General features: G+C 66.9%; 17 protein-coding genes and 1 other RNA gene. 11 read left to right on the top strand and 7 right to left on the bottom strand.

The features are described 5' to 3' along the window. Positions 1–54 precede the first annotated feature (54 nt). From ACCQ16_RS15925 to cobA, 3 genes are all read right to left on the bottom strand, one after another. The gene (locus ACCQ16_RS15925; protein WP_277572523.1) at positions 55–561 is read right to left on the bottom strand and encodes a methyltransferase family protein; all 507 of its coding nucleotides are present in this window, start codon (positions 559–561) and stop codon (positions 55–57) included. 296 nt (positions 562–857) lie between these two features. Continuing rightward, positions 858–1,817: a cysteine synthase A gene (gene cysK, locus ACCQ16_RS15920; RefSeq protein ID WP_127167820.1), complete on the bottom strand. Its 960-nt coding sequence runs from the start codon at positions 1,815–1,817 to the stop codon at positions 858–860. Between the two features lie 16 nt (positions 1,818–1,833). Beyond that, positions 1,834–3,036: a uroporphyrinogen-III C-methyltransferase gene (gene cobA, locus ACCQ16_RS15915; protein ID WP_277572524.1), complete on the bottom strand. Its 1,203-nt coding sequence runs from the start codon at positions 3,034–3,036 to the stop codon at positions 1,834–1,836. A gap of 164 nt (positions 3,037–3,200) precedes the next feature. On the opposite strand from cobA, the gene ACCQ16_RS15910 reads away from it, so the two are divergent. Together ACCQ16_RS15910 and ACCQ16_RS15905 are read left to right on the top strand one after the other, a co-directional pair. Beyond that, positions 3,201–4,184, top strand: a complete 984-nt coding sequence (locus tag ACCQ16_RS15910; protein WP_008574681.1) for a LysR family transcriptional regulator — start codon at positions 3,201–3,203, stop codon at positions 4,182–4,184. Positions 4,185–4,192: 8 nt separating this feature from the next. After that, positions 4,193–4,474 carry a hypothetical protein gene (locus ACCQ16_RS15905; RefSeq protein ID WP_031424117.1) on the top strand — a complete coding sequence of 94 codons (282 nt, stop codon included), beginning with the start codon at positions 4,193–4,195 and terminating at the stop codon, positions 4,472–4,474. 843 nt (positions 4,475–5,317) lie between these two features. On the opposite strand, the gene ACCQ16_RS15900 is transcribed toward ACCQ16_RS15905, so the two are convergent. After that, complete coding sequence (locus ACCQ16_RS15900) at positions 5,318–6,514, bottom strand: sensor histidine kinase (RefSeq protein WP_057681791.1); 1,197 nt, start codon at positions 6,512–6,514, stop codon at positions 5,318–5,320. 304 nt (positions 6,515–6,818) lie between these two features. Between ACCQ16_RS15900 and ACCQ16_RS15895 the strand changes: the two genes are divergently transcribed. The 3 genes from ACCQ16_RS15895 (at position 6,819) to ACCQ16_RS15885 (ending at position 11,056) form a co-directional block, all read left to right on the top strand. Beyond that, the gene (locus tag ACCQ16_RS15895; RefSeq protein WP_057681792.1) at positions 6,819–7,256 is read left to right on the top strand and encodes a DUF2946 family protein; all 438 of its coding nucleotides are present in this window, start codon (positions 6,819–6,821) and stop codon (positions 7,254–7,256) included. A gap of 195 nt (positions 7,257–7,451) precedes the next feature. Next, positions 7,452–9,455, top strand: coding sequence for a TonB-dependent receptor (locus ACCQ16_RS15890; RefSeq protein ID WP_277572777.1), 2,004 nt, complete (start codon positions 7,452–7,454; stop codon positions 9,453–9,455). Then, the gene (locus ACCQ16_RS15885) at positions 9,455–11,056 is read left to right on the top strand and encodes a PepSY-associated TM helix domain-containing protein (RefSeq protein ID WP_277572525.1); all 1,602 of its coding nucleotides are present in this window, start codon (positions 9,455–9,457) and stop codon (positions 11,054–11,056) included. The genes ACCQ16_RS15890 and ACCQ16_RS15885 overlap by 1 nt, the downstream gene beginning before the upstream one ends. Positions 11,057–11,182: 126 nt before the next feature. Here the strand turns inward: ACCQ16_RS15885 and ACCQ16_RS15880 are convergent, their stop codons facing one another. From ACCQ16_RS15880 to ACCQ16_RS15870, 3 genes are all read right to left on the bottom strand, one after another. Further along, entirely contained in the window at positions 11,183–11,908 is a 726-nt protein-coding gene (locus tag ACCQ16_RS15880; RefSeq protein ID WP_031424105.1) for a phosphoadenylyl-sulfate reductase, read from the bottom strand. Then, positions 11,905–13,611, bottom strand: a complete 1,707-nt coding sequence (cysI, locus tag ACCQ16_RS15875) for an assimilatory sulfite reductase (NADPH) hemoprotein subunit (RefSeq protein WP_372380016.1) — start codon at positions 13,609–13,611, stop codon at positions 11,905–11,907. Before cysI ends, ACCQ16_RS15880 begins: the two co-directional genes overlap by 4 nt. Before the next feature lie 123 nt (positions 13,612–13,734). Then, positions 13,735–15,582 carry an assimilatory sulfite reductase (NADPH) flavoprotein subunit gene (locus ACCQ16_RS15870; RefSeq protein WP_372380015.1) on the bottom strand — a complete coding sequence of 616 codons (1,848 nt, stop codon included), beginning with the start codon at positions 15,580–15,582 and terminating at the stop codon, positions 13,735–13,737. Positions 15,583–15,761: 179 nt separating this feature from the next. On the opposite strand from ACCQ16_RS15870, the gene cysD reads away from it, so the two are divergent. The 6 genes from cysD (at position 15,762) to ACCQ16_RS15840 (ending at position 26,270) form a co-directional block, all read left to right on the top strand. Then, positions 15,762–16,670 (top strand): sulfate adenylyltransferase subunit CysD, encoded by a 909-nt coding sequence (gene cysD / locus ACCQ16_RS15865; RefSeq protein WP_011348410.1) that lies wholly within the window; start codon positions 15,762–15,764, stop codon positions 16,668–16,670. Positions 16,671–16,687: 17 nt separating this feature from the next. After that, entirely contained in the window at positions 16,688–18,646 is a 1,959-nt protein-coding gene (cysN, locus tag ACCQ16_RS15860) for a sulfate adenylyltransferase subunit CysN (RefSeq protein WP_372380357.1), read from the top strand. Positions 18,647–18,707: 61 nt separating this feature from the next. Then, positions 18,708–18,782: non-coding RNA, sX9 sRNA (locus tag ACCQ16_RS15855), on the top strand. Between the two features lie 267 nt (positions 18,783–19,049). Continuing rightward, positions 19,050–20,120, top strand: coding sequence for an efflux RND transporter periplasmic adaptor subunit (locus ACCQ16_RS15850; RefSeq protein WP_372380014.1), 1,071 nt, complete (start codon positions 19,050–19,052; stop codon positions 20,118–20,120). Continuing rightward, positions 20,117–23,242, top strand: coding sequence for an efflux RND transporter permease subunit (locus ACCQ16_RS15845; protein ID WP_011348407.1), 3,126 nt, complete (start codon positions 20,117–20,119; stop codon positions 23,240–23,242). Before ACCQ16_RS15850 ends, ACCQ16_RS15845 begins: the two co-directional genes overlap by 4 nt. 352 nt (positions 23,243–23,594) lie before the next feature. Then, the gene (locus ACCQ16_RS15840) at positions 23,595–26,270 is read left to right on the top strand and encodes a M1 family metallopeptidase (RefSeq protein WP_372380013.1); all 2,676 of its coding nucleotides are present in this window, start codon (positions 23,595–23,597) and stop codon (positions 26,268–26,270) included. The last annotated feature ends 41 nt before the right edge of the window (positions 26,271–26,311 follow it).

Raw genomic sequence — 26,311 nt, 5'->3', positions numbered from 1 at the left:
CCTCGGAGCGATCGGCAACAAGCTTCGCAACGCACGAGGCGATGCATGTCGGGTTTACAACCAGCGGCGGACACGCGCGCAGTAGTCGTTGTAGTGGCGGCCGAATTCGGCGCGCAGCCGCGCCTCTTCGAACGGAATGACATAGCGCTGCAGCGCAAGCCACGGCAGCGGCACCAACACAACCGCCCACAGCAAGCCGAGTTGCAGGCACAGGCCGACGTAGCTCAGCACCAAGGCCAGGTACATCGGGTTGCGGGTGACGCGATACGGGCCGTCCAGCACCAGGCGCGAGGGATGGCCGCTGGGCATGATGGTGGTGCGCCGACGCGCAAACAGCACGAAGCAGCTCACCGCCAACGCCAGGCCGAGACAGGCGATGCCGCCGCCAGCCAATTCGATCCAGGCCAGCGGCGCGGGAGGAGGGAGAGGCAGGTCCAGCGCGTCTTGCAACCATGCGCCCAGCCCCAGGGCGAGCGCAAAGTGGACCGGGGAGGTCATTTTTACCAGCCATGGCGCCCGTGCGGCACGGGTCTCGCTGTGTCCATACGGCTGGTTGCTCACACATCTCTCCCTACATTACGGCCGCCATCCTAACGTTTCCTTGACATGGACGGGAGTGCGGGCGTCCCGACATCCGGGAAACGGGGCGGATGCTGCGCCCAGCGCGAGGCGTGCCGGGCACGTGTCACGCCTGGTCTCGGCAATGACGCGTGCGCTTGCGTCTCGGAGCGGCCACGGATTGTGGGCACGACGTGGTCGCCGCGACGCGGCGTCTTTCGGCGCAAGTGCGCTGTTCGGCCGGTACCAAAAAAAAGCCGCGCATTGCGCGGCTTCAGGCCTGGTCATCGACTGCCCGATCAGGGCAGTCCGGCCAGCCAGTCGTCGTCGGAGCCTTCGTTGATGTCGGCAAAGAGCGGGGTCGAGAAGTAGCGTTCGCCGGTGTCCGGCAGCATCGCCAGGATGACGTCGCCAGATGCGGCGCCTTCTGCCACCCGCAGCGCGGTGGCGACGGTGGCACCGCCGGAGATGCCGGTGAAGATGCCTTCTTCGGCGGCCAGGCGCCGCGCGACGGTGATCGCGTCGGTGTCTTCCACGCTCAGGACCTGGTGGGCGGCCTCGCGGTTGAGCACCTCGGGCACGAAGTCCGGCGTCCAGCCCTGGATCTTGTGCGGCTTCCAGTCCTGGCCTTGCAGCAGGGCGGCGCCAGCCGGCTCCGAGGCGGTGATGCGCACTTCCGGTCGCGCAACGCGCAGGACCTCGCCCACGCCGGTGAGGGTGCCGCCGGTGCCCCAGCCGGTGACGAAATGATCCAGCCGGTGGCCGGCGAAGTCACGCAGGATTTCGGCAGCGGTGGTGTTGCGGTGGTAGGCCGGGTTGGCCGGATTGGCGAACTGGCTGGCCAGGAACCACCCGTGCTGTTCGGCCAGTTCCTTGGCTTTACGCACCATGCCGCTGCCGCGCTCGGCAGCCGGGGTCAGGATGACCTTGGCGCCATAGGCACGCATCAGCTTGCGGCGTTCGATGGAGAAGGTTTCCACCATGGTGGCGACGAATTTGTAGCCGCGCGCTGCGGCCACCATCGCCAGTGCCACGCCGGTGTTGCCGGAGGTGGCTTCGACGATGGTGTCGCCGGGCTTGAGCAGGCCGCGTTGTTCGGCGTCGAGGATGATCGCCAGCGCCAGCCGGTCCTTGACCGAGCCGCCGGGGTTGAACGATTCGACCTTGACGTACAAGGTCACGTTGTCCGGGGCGAGGCGTTGGAGCTTGACCACCGGGGTGCGGCCGATGGTGTCGAGAATGTTGTCGTACAGGGCCATGGGGTCTCCGTCGGGGTCAGGCTGCGTGGGCCAGTGTGGGCGTGTGGGGCGTTGCGCCGGGTGAGTGCGGCGGCGAGGCGCTCAGCGGCGCGCTGCCGAACCAGTGCAGCGTCTGCGCCAGCGTCGCCACCTCGCCCAGGATCAGCAGCGCCGGGGCGGCCACGGCATGCTGCCGGGCGCTGGCGGCCAGGCTGGCGAGCGTACCGGTGATTATGCGTTGCTGCGGGCGCGAGCCGTTTTCGACCAGCGCAAACGGGGTGGAGGCTGCGCGCCCGGCCTGCAGCAGCCGCTGCTGGATGGTGTCCAGGCCGGCCACGCCCATGTAGAAGGCCAGCGTCTGCCGCTCCTGGCCGAGCGCCTGCCAGTCCAGCGTGTCCAGCGAATCCTTGCAGTGCGCGGTGATCAGGCGCAGCGATTGCGCGTGGTCGCGGTGGGTGAGCGGGATGCCGGCATACGCAGCGCAGGCGATGGCTGCGGTGATGCCGGGAATCACCTGGAAGCCGATACCGTGCGCGCGCAGGAATTCCAGCTCTTCGCCGCCGCGGCCGAACACGAACGGGTCGCCGCCCTTCAGCCGCACCACGCGGCGACCGGCGCGGGCGTGGTCCAGCATCAGGGCGTGGATCTGTTCCTGCCGGGTGCTATGGCCTTGCGCCGACTTGCCCACCTCGATGAGGTGCGCGCCGTGCCGAGCCAGGCGCAGGATCTGCGGGCTGACCAGGCGGTCGTGCAGCACCACCTCGGCCTGACGCAGTGCGCGCAGCGCATGCCGGGTGAGCAGGCCGGGATCGCCGGGGCCGGCGCCGACCAGGCTCACGTTGCCGGGCGCCAGCGTGCCGATCGGGCTGCGCGGTGCGGGGGAGCGCGCAGGAGCCGTTGCCGACGCCGCAGGCGTCGCGGCGTGGGTCAGCAGCCGGTGGGCGCTGGCCGCATGGCGCAGGGCGTCGTTGAGCGCTTCCGATTCGCTGGCGGCAATAGTGAGCCACAGCGGTTGGTCGGGTTGCGCCAGCCATGCCGGGTCGAACCGACCGGCCAACCAGCGCAGCTGCCCGGCCTGCGCCCAGTGCCGCAGCTGCGCCGTGAGCTCGGGCGCGCCCACCAGCGGCAGTGCACCGGCCTGCAGCAGCTGGGCAGTGGCGCGTTCGGCATCGGCACCGCCGCCGACCACCAGGACGGCACGGCCACGCAGGTCGGCAAGCAGCGGGAACGCAGGAGTCACGGTTCGGCAGCATCCTTGAGGAAGGGCCAGACCGTAACGCCGGCTTATAGCCGTCGGAAATGACTTCATCCATCCTAAAAATAGCGTTCGGTTATAAGCTGGCCCGCAGAACTCCTCTACAGTCGAAGTCCTTGTAGCGCCTCGCGCTTTTTTGGATATAAGCCATGACGCTGACCCAACTTCGCTATCTGGTGGCCATTGCCGATGCCGAGCTGAACATCACCCTGGCCGCCGCGCGCGTGCACGCGACCCAGCCCGGCCTGTCCAAGCAGCTCAAGCAGCTGGAGGACGAACTGGGCTTTCTGCTGTTCGTGCGCAAGGGACGTAGCCTGGACGCAGTGACGCCGGCCGGTGTGGAAGTGATCGAGCGCGCGCGCGCGGTGCTGTCGGAGGCCAACAACATCCGCACCTATGCGGCCAACCAGCGCCGCGAAAGCCAGGGCCAGCTGACCCTGACCACCACCCATACCCAGGCGCGCTTCGTGCTGCCGCCGGCGGTGGCACAGATCAAGAATGCCTACCCGCAAGTGAGCGTGCATCTGCAGCAGGCCGCCGAAAGTGCGGCCCTGGATCTGCTGAGCCAGGGCGATGCGGACATCGCGGTGGTCAGCACCGCCGGTGGCGAGCCGAGCGCCGGCATCGCAGTGCCGCTGTACCGCTGGCGGCGGCTGGTGGTGGTGCCGCGGGGGCATGCACTGGATCACCCGCGCACGGCACCGGACATGCAGGCGCTGGCCGAGCATCCGCTGATCAGCTACGAATCCTCCACCCGGCCGGGCTCGTCGCTGCAGCGCGCGTTTGCGCAGGTGGGGCTGGAGCCGAGCATTGCGCTGACCGCGCTGGATGCCGACCTGATCAAGACCTATGTGCGCGCAGGGCTTGGCGTGGGATTGGTCGCGGAAATGGCGGTCAATGCCTTCGACGAGGACCTGCGCGCCTGGCCGGCGCCGGCGCCGATTGCCGAGTGCATCGCGTGGGCGGTGCTGCCGCGCGACCGCGTGCTGCGCGACTACGCGCTGGACCTGGTGCATGTGCTCGCGCCGCAAATCGACAAGCGCGACCTACGCCGCGTGCTGGACGGCAATCAGGCGCCCAACTGGCCGTTGCCGCCGACCTGGGAATCGTTGACCCAGACCATCACCAGTTGAGCGGCACGATGACCGAGCCCTTGCGCCCCGCACTGAGCAGGCTGTGGTCGTCCGAGCCGGACGGCGGCATGTCGCTGCAGCTGTCGGCCAGCATCGCCGGCCGCGAACATGAGGTGCTGACGGTGCTGGCCGACCCGCGCGACGAAGCGTTATGGGTGGCGGTGCAGGCGGGCAGCACGCGCGTGCAGATCCCGCTGGAAGTGCTGCGCAAGGCGCTGGACGTTGCGGCCGAGGATGTGCATTCGGCCGAGTGGTTCGCGCGCCAGGATGCGGATGCGTCCGACGTCTGAGGCCGGGATATGCGCGGCTAGCACAGCCCACCGGGCAGTGGTCAGGCGATGTGGACGGCGCACGGGAGGGAGCCGGAGTGGACGTGCGTGCATGCCCCTTCCAAACGGTGGCGGCTTGGCCGTGTGATCGGTGCGTTCGCGATGACCTTGGTGCTGCACTGCAGCGCAATCGCCGCAAAAAAATATCCGCAGGATCAACGGGATGCGTGTCTGCCCGGCAGCCCTGCCATGCGTGCTGTGGGTGATTTTCCCTACCCGTGTCGGGGCGATGCAGTCGGCGTCGACCGGGCGCATCAAGTTGCGCGCTGCGTTGTCGAAAACCCTTATAGCAACCATGACGCGACACTCTCGAACGTCTAGGGGTGGACGGCGCAGAGCTGGCGATGCAGGTGATCGCATTGCCGGTGTGTTTCGCGGTGTCGTCGAAGGGTTGCTAGCGCTGTCGCATCACTGTTGCGCGAGGCTGTGCACAGAGCGGCTGGCGCATCCGGGTCCCTGGGGAGAGGCCTGGCGTGCTTGGCGGCGGACCCGGGTCGGGAGCCCGGGTCCGCTTTTTTTATGTTCCGCAGCGAGCATCGGTTAAAGATGGAACAGCGCCAAGTCCTGCCCATGCACGGCAGGCAGTGCGCGATCGGAGCCGGTGCTGGATTCTGACACCTGCGGCGAGTTGCCGGGTCTGAGCGGTCGCCACTGAGGCGCGACTTGGCGTGGCGCGTGCAGCTGCAACGTCGGGCCGACGGGATGGAGGGTTCGCGCGTTGAGGTCTGGCCACAGACCGGTGCCCCACTAGGTGAGACCCAGGCGTTTGCCGCGCAGCCCGAATACGCAGCGGGCCACACATCTTTAGGCCAACGGAATCCGCACCGAAAAACAGGTCCCGCCCTGCGGCCGCGGCCGGACGTCCACTTCACAGCCCAACGTCTCGGCAGTGCGATGCACGATCCACAGGCCGATGCCCAAACCGTCGCTGCGCGGGTCGGCCTGGCGGAACGCCTGGAAGACCTGCTCGGGATGGTCCATGTTCAAGCCGATGCCGCTGTCGATGATCTCCACTTCCGCAAAACCGGGGCGGCGGCGGGTGCCGACCAGCACGCGGCCACGCTCGGTGTACTTGATGGCATTGCCGACCAGGTTGCCGATCAAGGTGGTCAGCAGTGTGGGGTGGCTGCGCACGCGCAGCGAGGTGTGCACATAGCGAAGGGCCAGGTACTTGTCGATGGCCGGTTGACGCCACACGCCGAGGATCGAATGCAGCACGTCTTCCAGCTGCAGTGGCTGCAGGTCCGGCATGGCGGCCTTGCTCGCGGCCGCCAGCGTGGCCAGCTCGTCCAGGCTGCGGCCCACCAGGCTGATCGCATCGCGCGCGGTGACCAGGTTGGGAACGGCGTCGACGTCGGCGTGCCGGCGCATCTTGTCGATGGCGTAGGCGGCAGTGCGCAATGGGGTCTTCAGATCGTGCCCGGCGATGGCCATCAGGCGGCTGCGGTAGCGATCGGATTCCTCGGCGATTGCCAGTGCGCGGCGCAATTCCAGCTGCGCCATGGTCTGGCGTGCCAATGCGCGCAGGGCTTCCACCTGCTCCTCGGTGAGTTGGCGCGGCTGCCGGTCGAGCACGCACACCGTGCCTAGCGGCAGGCCGTCGGGTGTCTTCAACAAGGCACCTGCATAGAAATGCAGCGGCGCCTCGCCGGTGACCAGCGGGTTGCGCGCGAAGCGGATGTCATGGCGCGTGTCGGGCACCACCAGCACATCGTTCTCGAGCAGCGCATGCGCGCACATCGACTTGAACAGCGGGGTTTCGCGCTCGCCCATCCCGAGCTCACTCTTGAACCACTGGCGGTCCGCATCGACCAGGCTGATCAGTGCGATCGGCGTCTGGCAAATGATCGAGGCAAGCCGGGTGATGTCATCGAAGGCCGCTTCGCGCGGGGTGTCGAGAATGCCGTAGCTGCGCAGCGCCTGCAGACGTAATGCTTCGCTGGGGGGCTTGGGTGCGCAGGGAAGCGGTTCGGCCGCTCGATCGGACAGGACGGTACTCATGCGCGCGGCTACAGGGTGGAAGCGGCAAGCATAGGGCATGCCAAGGCCGATCGTGTGCTTGCAGTCACAGAGGTGGGACGAAAGTGTGACTGCCGACCAGGACGGCGGTGCGTGGACGGGGCCGGCATGCGGTAAACGGGCCTGGGGCTGAAGCGGCAGGCCCATCCGGTTCTGGCGCGCCGGCTCCGGCGCATGCCTGGGCGCGGGTCATCCGGGGCTGACCGGGACAGCCAGGTGCGACATGCGGTCGCGCATCGGCCGCGACCATCGCCGCCGGCCTGCGTGGCGGCTTACACTTCGACGCATGCTGCGTTTGTCCCGTCGCCACCGGTTGTTGCCCCTGCTTGCCTGTCTGGCGGTGGTGCTGATGCTGGTCGCTCCGCTGATCAGCCGCTGGAGCCAGGCGCAGCCGATCGAGCCGATGTGCATGGGTGCTGCGGCACTGTCTGCAGAGCGCGCGCTGCATGCCGGTCATCGAACCCCGCCGCCCGGTCTGGCTGCGGACGCGCACTCCGGCGCCGTAGTGAACATGCCGCACGCCGGCACCCATGATGCAGCGACGCATGGCGAAGCCTGCGATTACTGCGTCCTGGCCGCACGCTTGCTGCCATTGCTCATGGCGGCGTTGCTGTGCCTGCTGCAACTGCGGCCGACGCCGGCCCCGACACTCACCCAGGCAAGCGCACGCTCGGTCTTTCGATGGGCCGCACTCGGCGCACGTGGGCCACCATTGGGCGCATAAGGTGGCCCCTGTGCGGGCGTCCACGCAGCAAGGCCCCGTGCGCGCCTGAGGTTGTCGGCGCCCCTGCCGGGCAGTGCGGGCGACTCGCTTCTGATCGAGTGATGCCGATGCGCGCCGCGATGGTGGCAGCGCACGGCTGTGCGGCCGTGCAGTCACGGCGAAGGGTTGGTCATGCGTTTGCGGTTGTTGAAAACGATGTGGTATGCGCCGTCGTTGGCGCTGGTGTGGGGGCCTGCATGCGATGTGCAGGCGCAAGACGCCGCACTCACGCTGGGCAAGGTGCAGGTGAGCGAACATGCGCAGCGCAGCCCGAGCACGGCGCGCGTGCTGAGCTCGGTGGATGTGATCGGCGGCGAGCTGCTGCAAGATCAACATGTGGACTACAGCTGGGAACTGCTGATGCGCGCGCCCGGGGTGCAGGTCACCCAATTCCGCATGGGCACCGATGCGGGGCGCTTTTCGTTCCGCGGATTCAATGGCGAGGGGCGCATCAATGCGGTGAAGCTGCTGATCGACGGCATCCCCAGCAACGATAACGCTGGCGCCATGCCGTACCTGGACGCGGTGTTTCCGCAGGACATCAGCGCCATCGAGATCGTGCGCGGCACCAACGACGCGCGCTATGGCCTGAATGCCATTGCCGGCAGCGTGGACGTGCTCACCCGTACCGGCGGCAACGACGGCCGCTTGAGCGTGACGGCCGGCAGCTTCGATGCGCGCGAGGTGCAACTGAGCAAAGGTTTCGAACAGGGCGCCTGGAGCCAGAACTACGTGCTGGCCTGGCGCGACTCGGACGGGTATCGCGATCATGCCGACGCACGCAAGCGCAGCGTGGCGGGCAAGTGGTTCTACACCGACCCGGACGGCGCATTCCGCGCGGGGCTCACCACGCGGTACTACGACAACCATGCCTTGGAAGCCGGCTATCTGGATGCCGCCACCGCGCGTGCGGCGCCGCGCAGTTCGCCGGACTATGCGCAGAACGACCGAAGCGAGCGTCGTCTACGCCAGACTGCGTTGCATGCGGACGGTGCGCTCGGTGAGCAGGCGCAATGGAGCGCCAAGGCCTACCAGAACGACTACCGCAACCAACGCTGGGTGCGGTTTTCTGCGGCCGGGCTGCAGCAGGAACGCGATACCGACGAAACCCATCGCGGGCTGCTGCTGCGTAGCAACTGGCAGCCGGACTGGGGTGCGCTGCAGGCCAACCTGGAAGCCGGGGTGGATGCGCAGTGGCAGGACAACCAATCGCAGCGGTATCGCACGGTGGCCCGTGTGCGCGGGGCACAGCTGCGCGATTGGGACTACGACCTGCGCACGCGTGGCGCGTATGTGCAGGCGGTGCTGACCCCCATTGCGCGCCTGCAGCTGGTGCCGGGGTATCGCATCGATCGTGTCGATGGACAGCTGCACGACGTGCTGGCCGGCAGCATTGCGCCGGTCTACGACTACGGCACCATCAAGCAACCCAAGTTCAGTGCGAGCTACCGCGTGGGCGAGCAGAGCAGCGTGTATGCGAACTGGGGGCGCACCTTCCAGATCGGCAGCGGCGATGGCGCCTACCGTCGCCAGCCCGGCAACCTGGGTCCGTCGATCAACGATGGCTGGGAGACCGGCTTGAAGTTCGCACCGTCGTCCTTGCTGGACGGGCGCCTGGCATATTGGGAGCAGCGCGCATCCGGCGAGGTGGCGACCATTTTCGGCGTCAATGGCGTGGTGGGCATCGGCGATGTGGCCAATGTCGGCCGTACGCTGCGGCGCGGCTGGGATGCGCAGCTCAACCTGCAGCCGGCCGAGCATTGGCGTGCATGGGTTTCGTATTCGCGGCAGAAGGCCAGCATCGCCACACCCGATCCGAGCGCCCCGGCCACGCGCGGCAAGGAGATCGAAAACGTGCCGCACTGGTTGGCCACCGCCGGGCTGGAGTGGCAGGTCAGTTCGTCGGTGCAGGTGAGCGCCTGGGGCAACGCACAAGGCGACTACTACCTGGAACGCACCAACACGTTGGGCCGCACCGGTGGCTACGCCTTGCTCAACCTGGGCGCGCGCTGGGCGGTGGACGCGCGCAATGCGCTCAGCCTGCAGCTGCGCAACGTCACCGATCGCGCGTATGTATACGCCTGGTACGACAGCGGCAGCTCCGGTTACTCGCCCGGCGATGGGCGTGCGTTGTCGGTGTCGTGGGATTGGAGCTTCTGATGCATGCAACGATTGACCACGGTGGCGTGGACGAGTCACGCCAAACCAGCCGCTGGCGCTTCTATCGCGCGGTGTGGCGCTGGCATTTTTATGCCGGGCTGCTTGTGCTGCCTTTCATCATCTGGCTGGCGGTGACCGGGGCTGCGTTCCTGTACCAGGACGCCATCGACCGCAGCGTGCACCACGGGTTGAAGGTGGTGCCGGTAGGCGATGTGCGCCTGCCCGCGCAGCAGTTGGTTGCCGCTGCACAAGGGCGCTATGGCGGCCGCTTGTTTGTGTACACCACGCCCAAACGCGTCGATGCGAGCGCGGAGATCGGGTTGGTGGATGCGCACGGCGTGCGCCAGGTGGTGTATGTCGATCCGTACCGTGCGCAGGTGTTGGGCGCCTTGCCCGAGCACGGCACGCTCAGCTGGACGATCCGCCGGCTGCATAGTCTTGCGCTGGTGGGGCCATATGCCCGTGGCCTGATCGAAATGGCCGGCGGATGGGCCATCGTGCTGGTGCTCACGGGCGTGTATCTGTGGTGGCCGCGCGGGCGACGCGGCGGCGTGATCAGCGTGCGCGGCAAGTCGACACAGCGGCTGTTCTGGCGCGACCTGCACGCAGTGACCGGTGCCGGGGTTGGTGCGATCCTGCTGTTCCTGGCGCTGACCGGCATGCCGTGGTCGTGGCTGTGGGGTGCGCAGGTCAATCGCTGGGCCAATGGGCATGATTTCGGCTATCCCGCCGGGCTGCGCGTGCAGCAGCCGATGTCGCAGCAGCGCTTGGCCGACAGTGGCGAGCCGGCATGGTTGTTGCGGCAGGCGCGCCTGCCGGAATCTGTGGTGCCTGCACAGCCAACTGGCGCGGTGGATGAGCACGCGCATGGCGAGCACGCGCGTGCGTTGCAGGTGGGCGACGAGCATCCCGAGCGTTCCCGGCAGGGAGCGCTCACGACAAGCGCAGCGCATGCAGGCCATGAAGAACACGCAGGGCACCTGGCCCAGGCGGAGCACGCGGCCCAACACGCGCATTCGGCAGACAACGCGCATGCCGATCACGGCGATTCCGCTGGATTCGCTGCGCCGGGACGCGGCGCGATCGGTCTGGATGCAGCGATGGCGCGTTTCGAGGCACGCGGCATCCAGCCGGGATATAGCGTGGCGCCGCCGCGTGGTGCGACCGGGGTCTATACCGCGTCGGTGTACCCGGCCGATCTGCAGCGGCAGCGCGTGATCCACCTGGATCAATACAGCGGTGCGGTGCTGCTGGACATGCGTTACCGCGACTACGGGCCGCTGGCCAAGCTGCTGGAATGGGGCATCAACGTGCACCTGGGGCAGCAATACGGCACTGCCAACCAGTTGATCCTGTTGTTCGCCTGCATCGCCATTGTGCTGTTGTGCGTCAGCGCGGCGGTGATGTGGTGGAAGCGCCGCCCCAGCGGGGGCCTGGGTGTACCGCCGTTGCCGGCCGACCCGCGCACGCTACGCGGCTTGATGGTGCTGCTGGTGCTGTGCGGGCTGATCTTTCCGCTGGTCGGCCTGTCGTTGTTGCTGATGTGGGCGTTCGATCGTTACTGGATGCGGCGCATGCACGCCGGTGCCTCGGCGCGGTGACGGGCGCGTCGGTGCATGAGCACGGCGCGCAGTGCACCACCATTGCATCCTGGATGCAGCCTGCCCATGCAGCTGCAGCACATGCTGGTCAAGCGTCACCCGCACAGGTGCACGTGACCGCTGCCGCTAGATGTCTTCGTGGATGCCACACTCGCGCTTCAGGCCGAAGAAACGCGTGTCTTCCTCGCGCATGCCAGGCTCCCAGCGACGGGTGGTGTGGAAATCGCCGATGGACACGTAGCCTTGTTCCCAGAGCGGGTGATACGGCAGATCGTGTGCTTGCAGGTATTGCCACACATCGCGATCGGTCCAGTCGGCGATCGGGCTGATCTTGTAGCGCTCGCCGCGCTTCTGCACGATCGGCGTCTGCGCGCGGCCGCCGGACTGGCTGCGGCGCAGGCCGGTAAACCAGGTGCCCACCTCGAGTTCGTCCAGGGCGCGCCGCATCGGTTCGACCTTGCGCAGGTTGTTGTATTGATCGATGCCGACCATGCCCTGTTCCCACAGGCGGCCGTGGCGCGCTTCCATCCAGGCGCGGCTGACCAGCGGGCGATACACCTTGAGGTTGAGCTTGAGTCGCTCGGTCAGGGCATCGGCGAAGCGGTAGGTTTCCGGAAACAGATATCCGGTGTCGATCAAAATCACCGGAATGTCGGGGCGTTGCTGACTGAGCAAATGCAAGGTGACGGCCGATTGCGCGCCGAAGCTGGACGACAAGGCCGCGTTCTGCGGGCCATGCTGCAGCGCCCAGGCCACGCGTTGGTCGGCGCGCAGCCCTTCCAGCTGCGCATTGAGCGCGTCCAGATCGTCGAACGCGGAAGAGGTAATCGATGCAGCGGGCAGCGCGGTCATGCGAGCAATTCCAGGTCGAGGCGACGGTGCGTGGGGTAGGGCGGCAACGTGATCACGCCGGCGCGGTGCAGGAAATCGCCGAAGCCTTCATCGTTGGCGTGGTCGCCTTCGGTGGCATAGCGCGCCAGCAGCGGTTGCAATGCAGCCAGGATCTCCGGCTCGGTGATGTTTTCGCGATACAGCGTATTGAGGCGTTGGCCGCGGCGGTCGCCACCCAGCATCAGGTTGTAGCGCCCGGGGGCCTTGCCGACCAGCGCGATTTCGGCCAAATACGGGCGCGAGCAGCCGTTCGGGCAGCCGGACACGCGCAGCACGATCGGCGTGTCGGCCAGTCCGTGTTGTTGCAGCAGCGGCTGCAGCGCGGCGCTGAAATCGGGCAGGTAGCGTTCGGCCTCGGCCATCGCCAGGCCGCAGGTGGGCAGTGCCACGCAGGCCATTGCGCCGCGCGCCAGGGCGGTGGCGGCGCGGTTGCCGGCATCCAGCGCGTACTGCGCCACCAGCGCGTCGACGCGTGCGCGCTCGCTGGCCGGTACGCCGGCGATCACCAGGTTCTGGTTGGGCGTCATGCGGAATTCGCCGACGTTCAACTGCGCGATTGCGCGCAACCCGCTCAGATGCGCAGCGGTGTCGGTGTCGGCAATGCGACCGGCCGGCAAGGAGAGGGTCAGGTGCCATCGCCCGTCTTCGCCTTCGACCCAGCCATAGCGGTCGCCGTTGTGGTCGAACGCGAACGGCTGCGCCGGTTGCAATGCGAAGCCGGCGCGGCGCGCGATTTCGGCCACGATGGTGTCCAGCCCGTGGTCGTCGATGGTGTATTTGAAGCGCGCGCGCTTGCGCACCGCCCGGTTGCCGAAGTCGCGCTGCGTGGTGACCACGGCCGTGGCGATATCGAGCAACTGGTCGCGGGTGACGAAGCCGATCACGTTGGCCACCCGCGGCCAGGTCTCGGCATCGCCGTGCGAGGCGCCCATGCCGCCACCGATGCTGACGTTGTAGCCCAGCAATTGCCCATCGCGCAGGATGGCGATGAAGCCCAGATCGTTGGCGAAGACGTCCACATCGTTGAGCGGCGGTGCGGCGAAACCGATCTTGAACTTGCGTGGCAGATACCGCTCGCCATAGATCGGCTCCTCCTCGCTGCCGGAGCCGGACACGCGCTCTTCGTCCAGCCAGATTTCGTAGTACGCCCGCGTGTTGGGCAGCAGGTGCTCGGACACGCGCGCCGCATCGGCATACAGCGTGGCATGCGCCTGCGACAGCAGCGGATTTGCGGCCACCTGCACGTTGCGATTCACATCGCCGCAGGCGGCCAGCGTATCGATCAAGGTGGCATTGATGGCCTGCATGGTGGCCTTCAATTCGCGCTTGATCACGCCATGGAACTGGAAGGCCTGGCGCGTGGTGACGCGCAGCGAATGATTGGCATAACGGGTGGCAATGCCATCCAGTGCCAGCCACTGCGTGGGCGTGATCACTCCGCCCGGCGTGCGCGTGCGGATCATGAACTGGTACGCCGGCTCCAGCTTCTGCCGCCGCCGCTCATCGCGGATGTCGCGGTCGTCCTGCTGGTAGCTGCCGTGGTACTTGATCAGCGTCTGATCGTCCTCACGCAACGCCCCGGTCACCGCATCGGCCAGGCTCTGCTGCAACGATCCACGCAGACGGCGGCTTTCGGATTTGATGTCTTCGACGGAGTGGCTCATAACGGGATTCGGCATTCGTGATTGGGGATTAGCAACAGCAAAGCGCGGGCGTTACCCATACAGCACAAAGATCGCGGACACCCGCTCTCACGAATCCCCAATCCCCACTCCCCAATCCCGGCACTAGTAAACATCCCGCGCATAGCGCCCCTCCACCTGCAATTGGGTGAGATACGCGGCGGCGGCCTCGGCATCCAGGGCGCCGTGGGTGGCGACGATGTCGAGCAGGGCGGCGTGCACGTCCTTGCCCATGCGGGTGGCGCCGCACACATACACGTGCGCGCCGCCCTGCAGCCAGGCATGGACCTCGGCGCCACGCGCGCGCAGGCGGTGTTGCACGTAGAGCTTTTCGGCCTGGTCGCGCGAGAACGCCAGGTCCAGCGCGTGCAACTCGCCGCGTTGCAGGGCCAGCTGCCATTCGGCCTGGTACAGGAAATCGGTATTGAAATGCTGGGCGCCGAAGAACAACCAGTTACGGCCCTTGGCGCCGGTTTCCGCACGCTCCTGCACGAAGCCGCGGAACGGTGCCACGCCGGTGCCCGGGCCGATCATCAGGATGTCGCGATCGGTATCGGCCGGCACGCGGAAGCGGTGGTTGGGTTCGACGTACACCGGCGCAGTGTCGCCTTCGGCAAGCGCGGCCAGAAAGCCGCTGGCCGAACCCAGATGCGCATGCCCATGCGCCTGGTAGGCGACCTCGTCCACCGCCAGATGCACCTCATCGCCCACGCGCTTGCGGCTGGAGGCGATGGAATACAGCCGCGGGGTGAGCGGACGCAGCGCGGCGAGCAGGCCGGCGTGGTCCCAATCCGCCGGCCAGCGGCGCAGCACGTCGATCACCTGATGATCGGCGTGCAGCGACGCCAGGCCGGCAGTCTGGGTGGGGGCGAGCAACGCTTGCAGTTCTTGCGCGCCTGCGCGCTCGGCATGTGCGGTGAGAAACGGCCGCGACAGCTTGGTCAGTTCGCGCTGGGTGGCGAGCCATGCATGCACTGCCAGTGTCTGCTCGCCGACGGTGACGACGGCGTTGCCGTCCAACCGCAATGTCTGCAGCACCGCATCGACCAACGCAGGCGGATTGCGGTGGCGGATGCCCAGCGCATCGCCCGGCTCATAGCTCAGGCCACTGCCTTCCAACGAAAATTCCAGATGACGCACGCGCTTGCCGGGGACCGCGTAGACGCGAAATCCCGGGCCCTTGAAATCGCGCCCGCTGATGATCTGATTGGACAACAGCTCGGCGGCGAACGGCTGCTGCTGCGACCACACCGGCGTGGCCGGGGTGCTGCGCAGTGGCGTGACCGTGGCCGAGTGCAGGCCGCCCTTGAGTTGCTCGCGCGCATGCGTGAGCGCCTGCGCGCGCCATGGCGCGGCGACGCTGTCGATGTCCAGATCGGCTTCGCCGCGCGGCTGCACGCGGCGGCCGCCCAGTTCGGCCAGGCGCTCGTCGATGCGTCGGGCGATACCGCAAAAATCGGCATAACTGGAATCGCCCAGCCCCAGCACTGCGTACTTGAGCTCGGGCAGCTTGGGCGCGCGACGGCTGGTCAGGAATTCCACCAGGCCGATCGCATCGTCTGGCGGGTCACCTTCGCCCTGGGTGCTGATCACCACATACAACAGCCGCTCACTGGCCAGCTCGCGGGTGGGGTAGGCGTCGGCGCGCAACAGGCGCACGCTCAGACCTGCGGCTTCGGCCTCGGCGGCCAGGTGCTCTGCCTGGCGACGCGCGTTGCCGGTCTGGCTGCCGTACACCACGGTCAGGCGCTGGCCTTCCAGGGCGATTGCCTGTGCTTGTCCGCCCGGCAACACGGCCAGCGCGCGCGGCGGATGGCCCTGCGCCAGCCCGGCGGTGTAACCGGACAGCCACCACAGCGATGCGGTATCCAGGCCGTCGACCAACCGGTCCAGCAGCGCCTTGCGCTCGTCGGGCAAGGGGCTGGGCGGTAGCGCGGAACTGGCGGCGGTCATTCGGATCCGGGGGATTTGATGAGAGGGACGATGTTAGGGAAGCGTTGCGCCCACCAGAAAGGAATTGCCGTTATCGCGTTATGCCGGGCGCTTATTTCGCGCAGTCATCGGGGCGGCACACACTGCAGCGCCTTGCCCTACCATCGGCTGGTCTGCCCGCCGACACCCACGACATTCCGATGACCCTGCCGCCGCTGTCCCATCTCGACCGGCTCGAAGCCGAAAGCATCCACATCCTGCGCGAAGTCGCCGCCGAGTTCCGGGCTCCGGTGATGCTGTATTCGGTGGGCAAGGACAGTTCGGTGCTGCTGCACCTGCTGCTCAAGGCGTTCGCGCCATCGCGGCCGCCGATCCCGCTGCTGCATATCGATACACGCTGGAAGTTCCGCGAGATGATCGCCTTCCGCGACCGCCGCGCGGCCGAGACCGGCGTGGACCTGCGCGTGCACATCAACCCCGACGGCGTTGCGCAGGACGTTGGCCCGATCAGCCACGGTGCCGCCGTGCACACCGACATCATGAAAACCCAGGGCCTGAAGCAGGCCCTGGAGCACGGCGGCTTCGATGCGGCGATCGGTGGGGCACGCCGCGACGAAGAGAAATCGCGGGCCAAGGAGCGCGTCTTTTCGTTTCGTACCGCACGCCACCGCTGGGACCCGAAGAACCAGCGCCCGGAGTTGTGGAATCTGTACAACGCGCGCACCGGTCCGGGCGAAAGCGTGCGCGTGTTTCCGCTCTCGAACTGGACCGAGCTGGACATCTGGCTGTACATCTACCGCGAGAAGATTCCGGTGGTGCCGCTGTACTTCGCCGCCCCGCGCCCGGTGGTGGAGCGCGACGGCGCCTGGATCATGGTCGACGACGCGCGCCTGCCGCTGCGCCCTGGCGAAACCCCGCAACTGCGCTCGGTGCGCTTCCGTACGCTGGGCTGCTACCCGCTCACCGGCGCCATCGACTCCGATGCCGACACGCTGGAAGCGGTCATCGCCGAAATGCTGGTCAGCACCAGCTCCGAGCGCCAGGGCCGCATGATCGACCACGCCCCGGGCGCATCGATGGAACAGAAGAAGCTTGAGGGGTATTTCTGATGGGCAGTGAATGGGGAATGGAGAATGGGGAATCGCAACAGCGGTTGCCGGAAGACGTCACGTTGGCGGAGAACGCTTTTGCGATTCCCGATTCCCGACTCCCAATTCCCGGCACCATCGGCGCCTACCTCCAGCAACACGAATCCAAGCCGCTGCTGCGCTTCATCACCTGTGGCAGCGTGGACGACGGCAAGAGCACGCTGATCGGGCGGTTGCTCTACGACAGCAAGCGCTTGTTCGACGATCAGCTTGCCGCGCTGGAAAGCGATAGCCGACGGCATGGCACCCAGGGCGGGGGCATCGACTATGCCCTGCTGATGGACGGGCTGGCGGCCGAACGCGAGCAGGGCATCACCATCGATGTGGCCTACCGCTATTTCGATACCGACCGGCGGAAATTCATCGTGGCCGATTGCCCCGGGCACGAGCAGTACACGCGCAACATGGCCACCGGCGCGTCGACTGCCGATGTGGCGGTGGTGCTGGTGGATGCACGCAAGGGCCTGCTGACGCAGACCCGCAGGCATAGCTACATCGTGTCGTTGCTGGGCATCCGGCATGTGGTGCTGGCGGTCAACAAGATGGACCTGGTGGACTACGACGCGCAGGTGTTCGCCGACATCGCAGAAGGCTACGCCGCACTTGCCGCGCAGCTGGGCATCGCCCAGGTGCAGTGCATTCCGCTGTCGGCGCTGGCGGGCGAAAATCTGTCCAGCGCTTCGACGCAGATGCCGTGGTACGGCGGCCCGCATCTGCTGCAGCACCTGGACACCGTGCAGTTGGAGTCGCTGGACGCTGGTAGCGGCCTGCGCCTGCCGGTGCAATGGGTCAACCGCCCCAACGCGCAGTTCCGTGGCTATGCGGGCACGATTGCCGCCGGCCAGGTGCGTGCGGGCGATGCGGTGGTGGTCGTGCCGTCCGGGCGCCGCACGCAGGTGGCAAGCGTGCGCGATGCCAACGGCGAGGTCGACAGCGCACGCGCCGGGCAGGCAGTGACGCTGACCTTGCGCGATGAGATCGACATCAGCCGTGGCGACATCATTGCCGCCGTCGACGACCCGCCGGAGGTGGCCGACCAGTTCGCCGCGCATCTGCTGTGGATGGACGATGCTGCGTTGCTGCCCGGCCGCCCGTACTGGCTCAAGATCGGCACCCGCACCGTGACCGTGAGCATCAGCGAGATCAAGCACAAGGTCGATGTGAACACGCAGGAGCGGCTGGCCGCCAAGCGCCTGGAACTCAACGAGGTGGGTTACTGCAACCTGGCACTGGACGAACCGATCGCGTTCTCGCCTTACGCGCGCAACCGCGTGCTCGGCGGATTCATCCTGATCGACCGCCAAAGCAATGCCACCGTGGCCGCCGGCACGCTGGAATTCGCGTTGCGCCGCGCCGGCAACGTGCACTGGCAGCATCTGGACGTGGATCGCAGCGCACGTGCGCGCATCAAGGGCCAAGCGCCATGCGTGCTGTGGTTTACCGGGCTGTCGGGGGCCGGCAAGTCCACGGTCGCCAACCTGGTCGACAAGCGCCTGCACGCGCTGGGCTATCACACCTTCATCCTGGACGGCGACAACGTGCGCCACGGGCTCAACCGCGACCTGGGCTTCACCGACGAAGACCGCGTGGAAAACATCCGTCGCGTGGCCGAAGTGGCCCGCCTGATGGCCGATGCCGGCCTGATCGTGCTGGTGAGTTTCATTTCGCCATTCCGTGCCGAGCGGCAACTGGCGCGCGAACGCTTCGACCAGGGCGAGTTCGTCGAGGTCTTCGTGGACGTGCCGCTGGCCGTTGCCGAGGCGCGCGATGTGAAAGGGCTGTACCGCAAGGCGCGCGCCGGGCAGATTCCCAATTTCACCGGGATCGACTCGCCGTACGAGGCGCCCCAGAACCCGGAGATCCATCTTCACGCCGATGGTGAGAATGTAGAGGCGCTGGCGCACCATGTGCTCGAATATCTGGGGCTGGAACGCTAAGCGCGGCTAGTAAAACTCCTGCGCAGCCGCCAGGCGGGCGCGGCCGGTGCTCGGAATCGGCATGTACCACTCGTACACTCCGGTCCTGTGCGCCGTCCGCACCCACCTGACGACTGCTCGCTACGTTTTGTTCGCCGCTCTAAGCGCGGCGAACACGACAGGGCAGGCGGTCGTCAGGCAAACGCGGTGCGTGTACGCAGCGGCGGTGTAGACCCCATACACGCCGTTAGTGCATACCGGCGGCGCCCGTCTGGCGAATGCGCGGCCAGGTGCTGGCCGCGCTGACCAGCGCATCGTGCCAAGGACAGCAAGGGTCTTTGGTCATGGTGCAAAGCGCGCCCTTTCTGTCAATTCATGGCGGCTAGGTCGGTAAACTTTCGACGTACCCCGCCAGGATGTTCTGATGCCTGTTCTGCCCAGCGCGCGCGTTTGCGCCGCGCTCTTGTTGGCCGCTGTCCTGGCCGGTTGTAGCCGTCAGGCCAGCACGCCGGCCGCCGCCAAACCCATTCCGGTGTCGGTGCAGACGGTGGCCACCCAACCCTGGAACTCGACCGTGCAGTCGATCGCCACCGTGCGTGCGCGCGAATCGGTGGCGCTCACCGCCGCGGTCAGCGATGTGGTGGAGCAGGTGTATTTCGACAGCGGCGACGAGGTCAAGGCCGGGCAATTGCTGCTGCGTCTGCGCGGCAATTCGCAGCAGGCGGCATTGACCGCCGCACAGGCCACCTTCGAAGAGACCGACCAGTTGTACCGCCGCCAGTTGAGTCTGGTTGGCCAGCAACTGGTGGCCAAGTCCACCGTGGACACGCAGCGCGCGCTGCGCGATGCCGCACAGGCGCGGGTGCAGCAGATGCGCGCGGAAATCACCGACCGCGAAGTGCGCGCGCCGTTTTCCGGTGTGCTGGGCATCCGCCAGATCAGCCCTGGCTCGCTGATCACCTCCAGCACGGTGATCGCCACGTTGGACGATGTAGCGCGCATGTACGTGGATTTCCAGGTGCCGGAATCGCAGTTCGGCCTGGTGCAACTCGGTAATGCCGTGAGCGGCAGCGCGGCGGCGTATCCGGGCGCGCAGTTCCAGGGCGAGGTGGTGACCATCGATTCGCGGATCGATGAGACCACGCGCTCGGTGACGGTGCGCGCGGATTTCCCCAACGACGACCGCCGGCTGCGTCCGGGCATGCTGCTGGATGTGCGGCTGTTCCAGCCGGCGCGGCAGGCGGTGGTGATTCCGGAAATCGCGGTGGTGCAGGTGGGGCGCGAATCGTACGTCTTCCGGGTCAAGCCCGACAGCACCGTGGAGCGCGCCGATGTGCGGCTGGGCGAGCGTCGCGACGGCAAGGTGGAAATCCTCGAAGGCATCAAGGCCGGTGAGCGCATCGTGGTGGACGGCACCGGCAAGCTGCGCCCGGGCCTGAAGATTGCCGATCAGGCCGTGCCCGCAGCGCCACGCCCGCAGGCGGCCGCACAATGAAACTCTCCGACCTGTCGATCACCCGCCCGGTGATGGCGGTGGTGATGAGTTTGCTGCTGATCGTGCTGGGGGTGATGTCGTTCACCCGCCTCACCTTGCGCGAATTGCCGGCCATCGACCCGCCCATCGTCTCGGTGGATGTGGAATACACCGGCGCCTCTGCCGCAGTGGTGGAAAGCCGCATCACCCAGGTGCTGGAAGACGCGCTGGCCGGCATCGAGGGCATCTCCACCATCGAGGCGCGCAGCCGTAATGGCTCCTCCGACATCAGTATCGAGTTCGTGCAATCGCGCGATGTGGAAGCGGCCGCCAACGACGTGCGCGATGCGGTCAGCCGGGTGTCCGACCGCATGCCCGACCAGGCGCGTCCACCGGAGATTTCCAAGGTCGAAGCCGACGCCGACCCCATCCTGTGGCTCAACATGAGCTCCAGCACGATGGACACGCTGCAGCTGTCCGACTACGCCGAGCGCTACGTGGTCGACCGCTTCTCCAGCCTGGATGGCGTGGCGCAGGTGCGGATCGGCGGGCGCCAGCGCTATGCGATGCGCATCTGGCTGGACCGCGACCAATTGGCGGCACGCGAACTCACCGTGGCCGATGTGGAAGCGGCGCTGCAGAACGAAAACGTCGAGCTGCCCGCCGGCAGCATCGAATCGGCGCAGCGCGATTTCACCTTGCGCGTGGAGCGCAGTTATCTCAAGCCCGAAGATTTCGCCAAGTTGCCGTTGAACAAGGGCGAGGGCGGTTACGTGGTACGGCTGGGCGATGTGGCCAGGGTGGAGCTGACCTCGGCCGAGCGGCGCGCCTATTTCCAGAGCAATGGCGTGCCCAACGTGGGGCTGGGCATCGTGCGCAACTCCACCGCCAATGCGCTGGACGTGGCGCGCGAAGCGCGCGCGCAGGCCGAAGAAGTGCAGAAGTCGCTCCCGAAGGGCACCAACATCTTCGTTGCCTTCGATACCACCACCTTCATCGATGCGGCGGTGGAGCGCGTGTATCACACGCTGGTGGAAGCGGTGGTGCTGGTGCTGGTGGTGATCTGGGTGTTTCTGGGCAGCGCGCGTGCCGCGCTGATTCCTGCGGTGACGGTGCCGGTGTGCCTGATTGCCGCATTCATTGCGCTATACGCCTTCGATTTTTCGATCAACCTGCTCACCCTGCTGGCCTTGGTGCTGTGTATCGGCCTGGTGGTGGACGACGCCATCGTGGTGGTGGAAAACATCCAGCGCCGGATCGATCTGGGCGAACCGCCGCTGGTGGCCGCCAAGCGCGGCACCGGGCAGGTGGCGTTCGCGGTGATTGCGACCACGGCCGTGCTGGTGGCGGTGTTTCTGCCGGTCGGTTTTCTGGAAGGCAATACCGGGCGGCTGTTCCGCGAATTGGCGGTGGCGCTGGCGGCGGCAGTGGCGATCTCGGCCTTCGTGGCGCTGACGCTGACGCCGATGATGTCGTCCAAGTTGTTGCGCGCGCATGGGCAGGCCAAGCCCAATCGCTTCCACCGCTGGTTCGATGGGCGCATGCAGGCGGTGTCCGGTGCGTATGGGCGCTCGCTGGAGCGGCATGTGCACCGCACCTGGATCTTTGCGCTGTTGATGCTGTTGGCGCTGGGCGCCAGCGCATGGCTGATGGGCCGCATTCCTTCCGAACTGGCGCCGGCCGAAGACCGCGGCAATTTCCAGATCATGATCGACGGCCCGGAAGGTGCCGGCTTCGATTACACGGTGGGGCAGATGCATCAGGTGGAAGATATCCTGCGCCCCTTCGTGGGGCCGGACAAACCCATCGTGCGCGCCAACCCGCGCGTGCCCGGCGGCTTTGGCAGCAGCGAGGAAATGCACACCGGCCGGGTCAGCGTGTTCTTGCAGGATTGGGAAAAGCGCTCCCGCCCCACCACCGAAGTGGCCGATGAGGTGCAGCAGAAACTCAATGTGCTCAGCGGCGTGCGTGCGCGCACGCAGGTGAGCGGCGGGCTGGTGCGTAGCCGTGGACAACCGTTCCAGCTGGTGCTGGGCGGGCCGGATTACGCGGAGATTGCGCAATGGCGCGACCGCATTTTGCAGCGCATGGAAGCCAACCCCGGTCTGGTCGGCCCCGACTCCGATTACAAGGAGACCCGCCCGCAGATGCGCGTCAATATCGACCGCCTGCGCGCGGCCGATCTGGGCGTGCCGGTCACTGCCATCGGCGGGGCGCTGGAAGCGTTGATGGGCTCGCGCCGCGTCACCACCTTCGTCGACAACGGCGAGGAATACGACGTGATGCTGCAGGCCGGGCGCGAAGGCCGCATGTCGCCGGAAGACCTCACCGCCATTCGCGTGCGTTCCAACCGTGGCGAACTGATCCCGCTCTCCAACCTGGTGACCTTGAGCGAAGTGGCCGAAGCCGGCACCTTGAATCGCTTCAATCGCCTGCGTGCGATCACCATCACCGCCGGCCTGGCCCCGGGCTACCCGCTTGGCGATGCCATTGCCTGGGCGCAGCAGGCCGCGCAGGAAGAACTTCCCGAATATGCGCAGGTGGACTGGAAAGGCGAATCGCGCGAGTACCAGCAATCGGGCAGTGCGGTGTTGCTGACCTTCGGCATGGCGCTGCTGGTGGTGTATCTGGTGCTGGCCGCGCAGTTCGAAAGCTTTGCGCACCCGTTGGTGATCATGCTCACCGTGCCGTTGGCCGTGCTGGGCGCGCTGGTGGGGCTGTGGCTGACCGGCGGCACGCTCAATCTGTTCAGTCAGATCGGCATCGTGATGCTGGTGGGGCTGGCGGCCAAGAACGGCATCCTGATCGTGGAATTCGCCAACCAGTTGCGCGACGAAGGGCGCAGTGTGCATGCGGCCATCGTGGAATCGGCATCGGTGCGTTTGCGCCCGATCCTGATGACCTCCATTGCGACGGTAGTCGGCGCGATTCCGCTGGTGGTAGCCGGTGGGCCTGGCTCGGCCAGCCGCGCCACCATCGGCGTGGTGGTGATCTTCGGCGTCTCGCTGTCCACGTTGTTGTCGCTGTACGTGGTGCCGGCGTTCTACAGCCTGATCGCGCCGTTTACCAAGTCGCCCGAAGCGGTGGCACGCCAGCTGGAAACCCTGGAAGCGCAGACGCCGTCGGTGGGTGGGCATGCGTGAACGCGGCCGGCAGCGCAACGGCTGCCGGCGTCCGTCGAGGCGGGGAAGGTGTCAGGCCATCGACGTGCTGGGCCGGTATGTGCATTCGTCCATCTGAGCGGCCGGTGTCGCTGCGCTGCGCGGTACGTTGCATGCGGCGGCGATGCCGCGCGCTGCGATACGTCTCATATGGTTGTGCACGGTAGGCCGTCGCTGCGAGCCTCATAACGGTGCCCAGCCAGGACGGGCGCGCATTGTGGCCGGTCCTGTGGGCGCGGCACAGCACGGGTGCGCGCCAGTCGCCAACCAATGGCCCATGACAGTCACGGATGGATATGGTGCACTTCGACGATTGCCATCCCCGGAGTTGTCGATGCGTCGTCTTGCCTGCCTGCTTGCTCCTTCCCTTCTCGCGTTGTGCTGCGGCAACGTGTTGGCACAGTCGTCCGGCGAGCCGGTTCCCAATGGTCGTCTGCCGACCTGGGCAGTACCGGAGCGCTACAGCCTCGCGCTCAAGATCGACCCGGAGCAGACGCAATTCAGCGGCCGCACCACCATCCGCGTGCAGCTCAAGCAGGCGTCCGACCATCTCTGGCTGCACGGCAAGGAATTGAAGGTCAGCAAGGTCACCGTCAAGCCCGGCAAGGGCAAGGCGCTGACTGCACGCTACGTGGAAGCCGATGCGCAAACCGGCGTAGCAAGGCTGGATTTCGGCCGCACGCTCTCGCCGCAGACGCTTACCGTGGAAATCGCCTACAGCGCGCCGCTCAACCAACAGCTGCAGGGCCTTTACCAGGTGAAATACCAGGGCAAGGCGTATGCGATGACGCAGATGGAGCCGATCAGTGCGCGCTACGCGTTCCCCGGCTTCGACGAGCCGGCGTTCAAGACGCCGTTCGACATCAGCCTGACCGTGCCCAGCGATGACCAGGCACTGGCCAACACCATCGCGACCTCGACCAAGCCGGCCGGCAAGGGCTGGAAGACGGTGACGTTCGCCCCGACCGTGCCGCTGCCGACCTATCTGGTCGCCTACGCCGCCGGCCCGTGGGACGTGGTGGATGTGGCGCCGATGCCGGCCACCCCGCAGCGCCCCAACGCCACGCCGTTGCGCGGCATTGCCGCCAAGGGCCAGGGCCCGCGCATCACCCCCGCACTGGACCAGACCCCGGCCATCATCGCCGCGCTGGAGGACTACTACGCCTTCGGTTATCCGTTCGACAAGCTCGATCTGGTCGCAGCGCCGGACTTCAGCGCCGGCGCGATGGAAAACCCGGGGTTTGTGACCTTCCGCGATTGGCTGCTGTTGTTGGACAAGGATTCGCCGGCCGAGAACGTGCAGCGTTCCTTCAACGTCAATGCGCACGAGCTGGCGCATCAGTGGACCGGCGACACCGTGACCATGGCGTGGTGGGACGACCTGTGGCTCAACGAAGCGTTCGCGACCTGGATGCAGCAGAAGATCACCATGCAGCTGCATCCGGAATACCACGCCAATCTGGACCGTATCGGCGGTGCGCAGCATGCGATGGAAAACGACAGCCTGGTGAGCGCACGCAAGATTCGCCAGCCGATCACCGGCAATGGCGATATCGAAACCGCCTTCGACGGCATCACCTACCAGAAGGGCGCGGCGGTGCTGGCGATGTTTGAAGCCTTCGTTGGCGAAGGCGTGTTCCGTCAGGGCATGCGCGCCTATATCGCCAAGCATAAGTTCGGCAACGCCACCGCCGATGACCTGGTCGATGCAATCGCAGAAGCGGCCGGCAAGGGCGATGATTTCAAGGCCGCATTCCGCAGCTTCCTCAACCAGCCGGGCGTGCCGTATCTGCAGACCCAGGTGGCGCGCGAAGGCGGCAAGACCGTGGTCAAGCTGCAGCAGCAACGCTACCTGCCGCTGGGCTCCAGCGGCTCTGCCGCGCAACAGTGGGGCGTGCCGTTGTGCGTGAAGTACGGCAAGGGCAAGAACCAGGTTGGCACCGCCTGCCAGTTGCTTGAGGGCGGCAGCGGCAGCATCGTGCTGGAAGGCGCCGGCAAGAACACCTGGGTGTTCCCGAATGCGCGTGGCGCCGGCTATTACCGTTTCTCGCTGCCCAGCAAGCAGTTGGCGGCGCTGGGCAAGCAGGTCGGCCAGCTGGACGATAACGAACAGCTCGCCTACGCCGATGCGATCAATGCGGCGTACCGTCACGGCGATGCCGACAACGCGGCCGTGCTGGCAGCGCTCGCGCAGTTGGCGCCGTCGGCATCGGCCGATGTGTCGACCGCGTTGCTGGACCGCTTCGGGTGGATCTGGCGTTACCAGGCCACCACCGAGGCGCAGCGCGGCGCATTGCGCAAGGCCGCCGAACAGGCGTACCTGCCGCGTCTGCGTGCGCTGGGCTACACGCGGCGCAGCGGTGAGTCGATCGACGACACCGCACTGCGCACGTCGCTGGCCAGTGTGTTCGCCTTGCGTCTGCAGAACGCAGAGGTCCGCAAGGCCCTGCTGGCGCAAGGCGATGCGGTGCTGGCCGGCGGCAAGGGTGCGCTGGATTTCTCCGCCGCCAACCCGGACTTGCTCGGCACCGTGCTGGCAGTGACTGTCCAGGAACGCGGCGCACCGGCAGTGCAGGCGCTGATCGATGCATTGCGCACGCATGCCGACCCGGCCCAGCGCAACGCCATGATCGCCGCACTGGGTGCGGTGCAGGACCCGGCGCTGCTGAAGCAGGTGCGCGATTTCGCGCTGACCGACGCGATCAAGGTGGGCGAGATGAAAAGCCTGCTGATGCGCGGGCACAGCGATGAGCGTTCGCATGAGTCGATGTGGGCCTGGTTCACCGCCAACTTCGACCGCATCGTGCAACGCAGTGGCTCGTTCGATGGTGGCGGGTTGCCGGCGCTGGGTGCTTCCGGTGGCTGCAGCGTGGACGAGGCCGATCGCCTGGATGCGTTCTTCAAGCCGCGCCTGGCCAAGCTCAGTGGCGCCGACCGTGGCCTGGCGCAGACCGGCGAGACCATCCGCCTGTGCGCTGCGTTGAAACAGGCGCAAACCGCCCAGCGCTGAGTTGCGGTGTGCGGCCGGTGTGCGCAGTATCGCGGGAGTCG

It is taken from the genome of Xanthomonas sp. NCPPB 1062 (genome assembly GCF_041481705.2).
In the GTDB taxonomy this organism is placed as follows: Bacteria; Pseudomonadota; Gammaproteobacteria; order Xanthomonadales; family Xanthomonadaceae; genus Xanthomonas; species Xanthomonas euvesicatoria.
Note: the sequence above shows the minus strand (reverse complement) of the source record. Positions and strands in the feature narration are given on the sequence as shown.

Bases quoted from the DNA above. Each gene is read 5' to 3' on its own strand.
- cysK (WP_127167820.1), bottom strand. From the start codon at position 1,817: ATGGCCCTGTACGACAACATTCTCGACACCATCGGCCGCACCCCGGTG.
- ACCQ16_RS15910 (WP_008574681.1), top strand. From the start codon at position 3,201: ATGACGCTGACCCAACTTCGCTATCTGGTGGCCATTGCCGATGCCGAG.
- ACCQ16_RS15905 (WP_031424117.1), top strand. From the start codon at position 4,193: ATGACCGAGCCCTTGCGCCCCGCACTGAGCAGGCTGTGGTCGTCCGAG.
- ACCQ16_RS15900 (WP_057681791.1), bottom strand. From the start codon at position 6,514: ATGAGTACCGTCCTGTCCGATCGAGCGGCCGAACCGCTTCCCTGCGCA.
- ACCQ16_RS15895 (WP_057681792.1), top strand. From the start codon at position 6,819: ATGCTGCGTTTGTCCCGTCGCCACCGGTTGTTGCCCCTGCTTGCCTGT.
- ACCQ16_RS15890 (WP_277572777.1), top strand. From the start codon at position 7,452: ATGTGGTATGCGCCGTCGTTGGCGCTGGTGTGGGGGCCTGCATGCGAT.
- ACCQ16_RS15885 (WP_277572525.1), top strand. From the start codon at position 9,455: ATGCATGCAACGATTGACCACGGTGGCGTGGACGAGTCACGCCAAACC.
- ACCQ16_RS15880 (WP_031424105.1), bottom strand. From the start codon at position 11,908: ATGACCGCGCTGCCCGCTGCATCGATTACCTCTTCCGCGTTCGACGAT.
- cysI (WP_372380016.1), bottom strand. From the start codon at position 13,611: ATGAGCCACTCCGTCGAAGACATCAAATCCGAAAGCCGCCGTCTGCGT.
- ACCQ16_RS15870 (WP_372380015.1), bottom strand. From the start codon at position 15,582: ATGACCGCCGCCAGTTCCGCGCTACCGCCCAGCCCCTTGCCCGACGAG.
- cysD (WP_011348410.1), top strand. From the start codon at position 15,762: ATGACCCTGCCGCCGCTGTCCCATCTCGACCGGCTCGAAGCCGAAAGC.
- cysN (WP_372380357.1), top strand. From the start codon at position 16,688: ATGGAGAATGGGGAATCGCAACAGCGGTTGCCGGAAGACGTCACGTTG.
- ACCQ16_RS15850 (WP_372380014.1), top strand. From the start codon at position 19,050: ATGCCTGTTCTGCCCAGCGCGCGCGTTTGCGCCGCGCTCTTGTTGGCC.
- ACCQ16_RS15845 (WP_011348407.1), top strand. From the start codon at position 20,117: ATGAAACTCTCCGACCTGTCGATCACCCGCCCGGTGATGGCGGTGGTG.
- ACCQ16_RS15840 (WP_372380013.1), top strand. From the start codon at position 23,595: ATGCGTCGTCTTGCCTGCCTGCTTGCTCCTTCCCTTCTCGCGTTGTGC.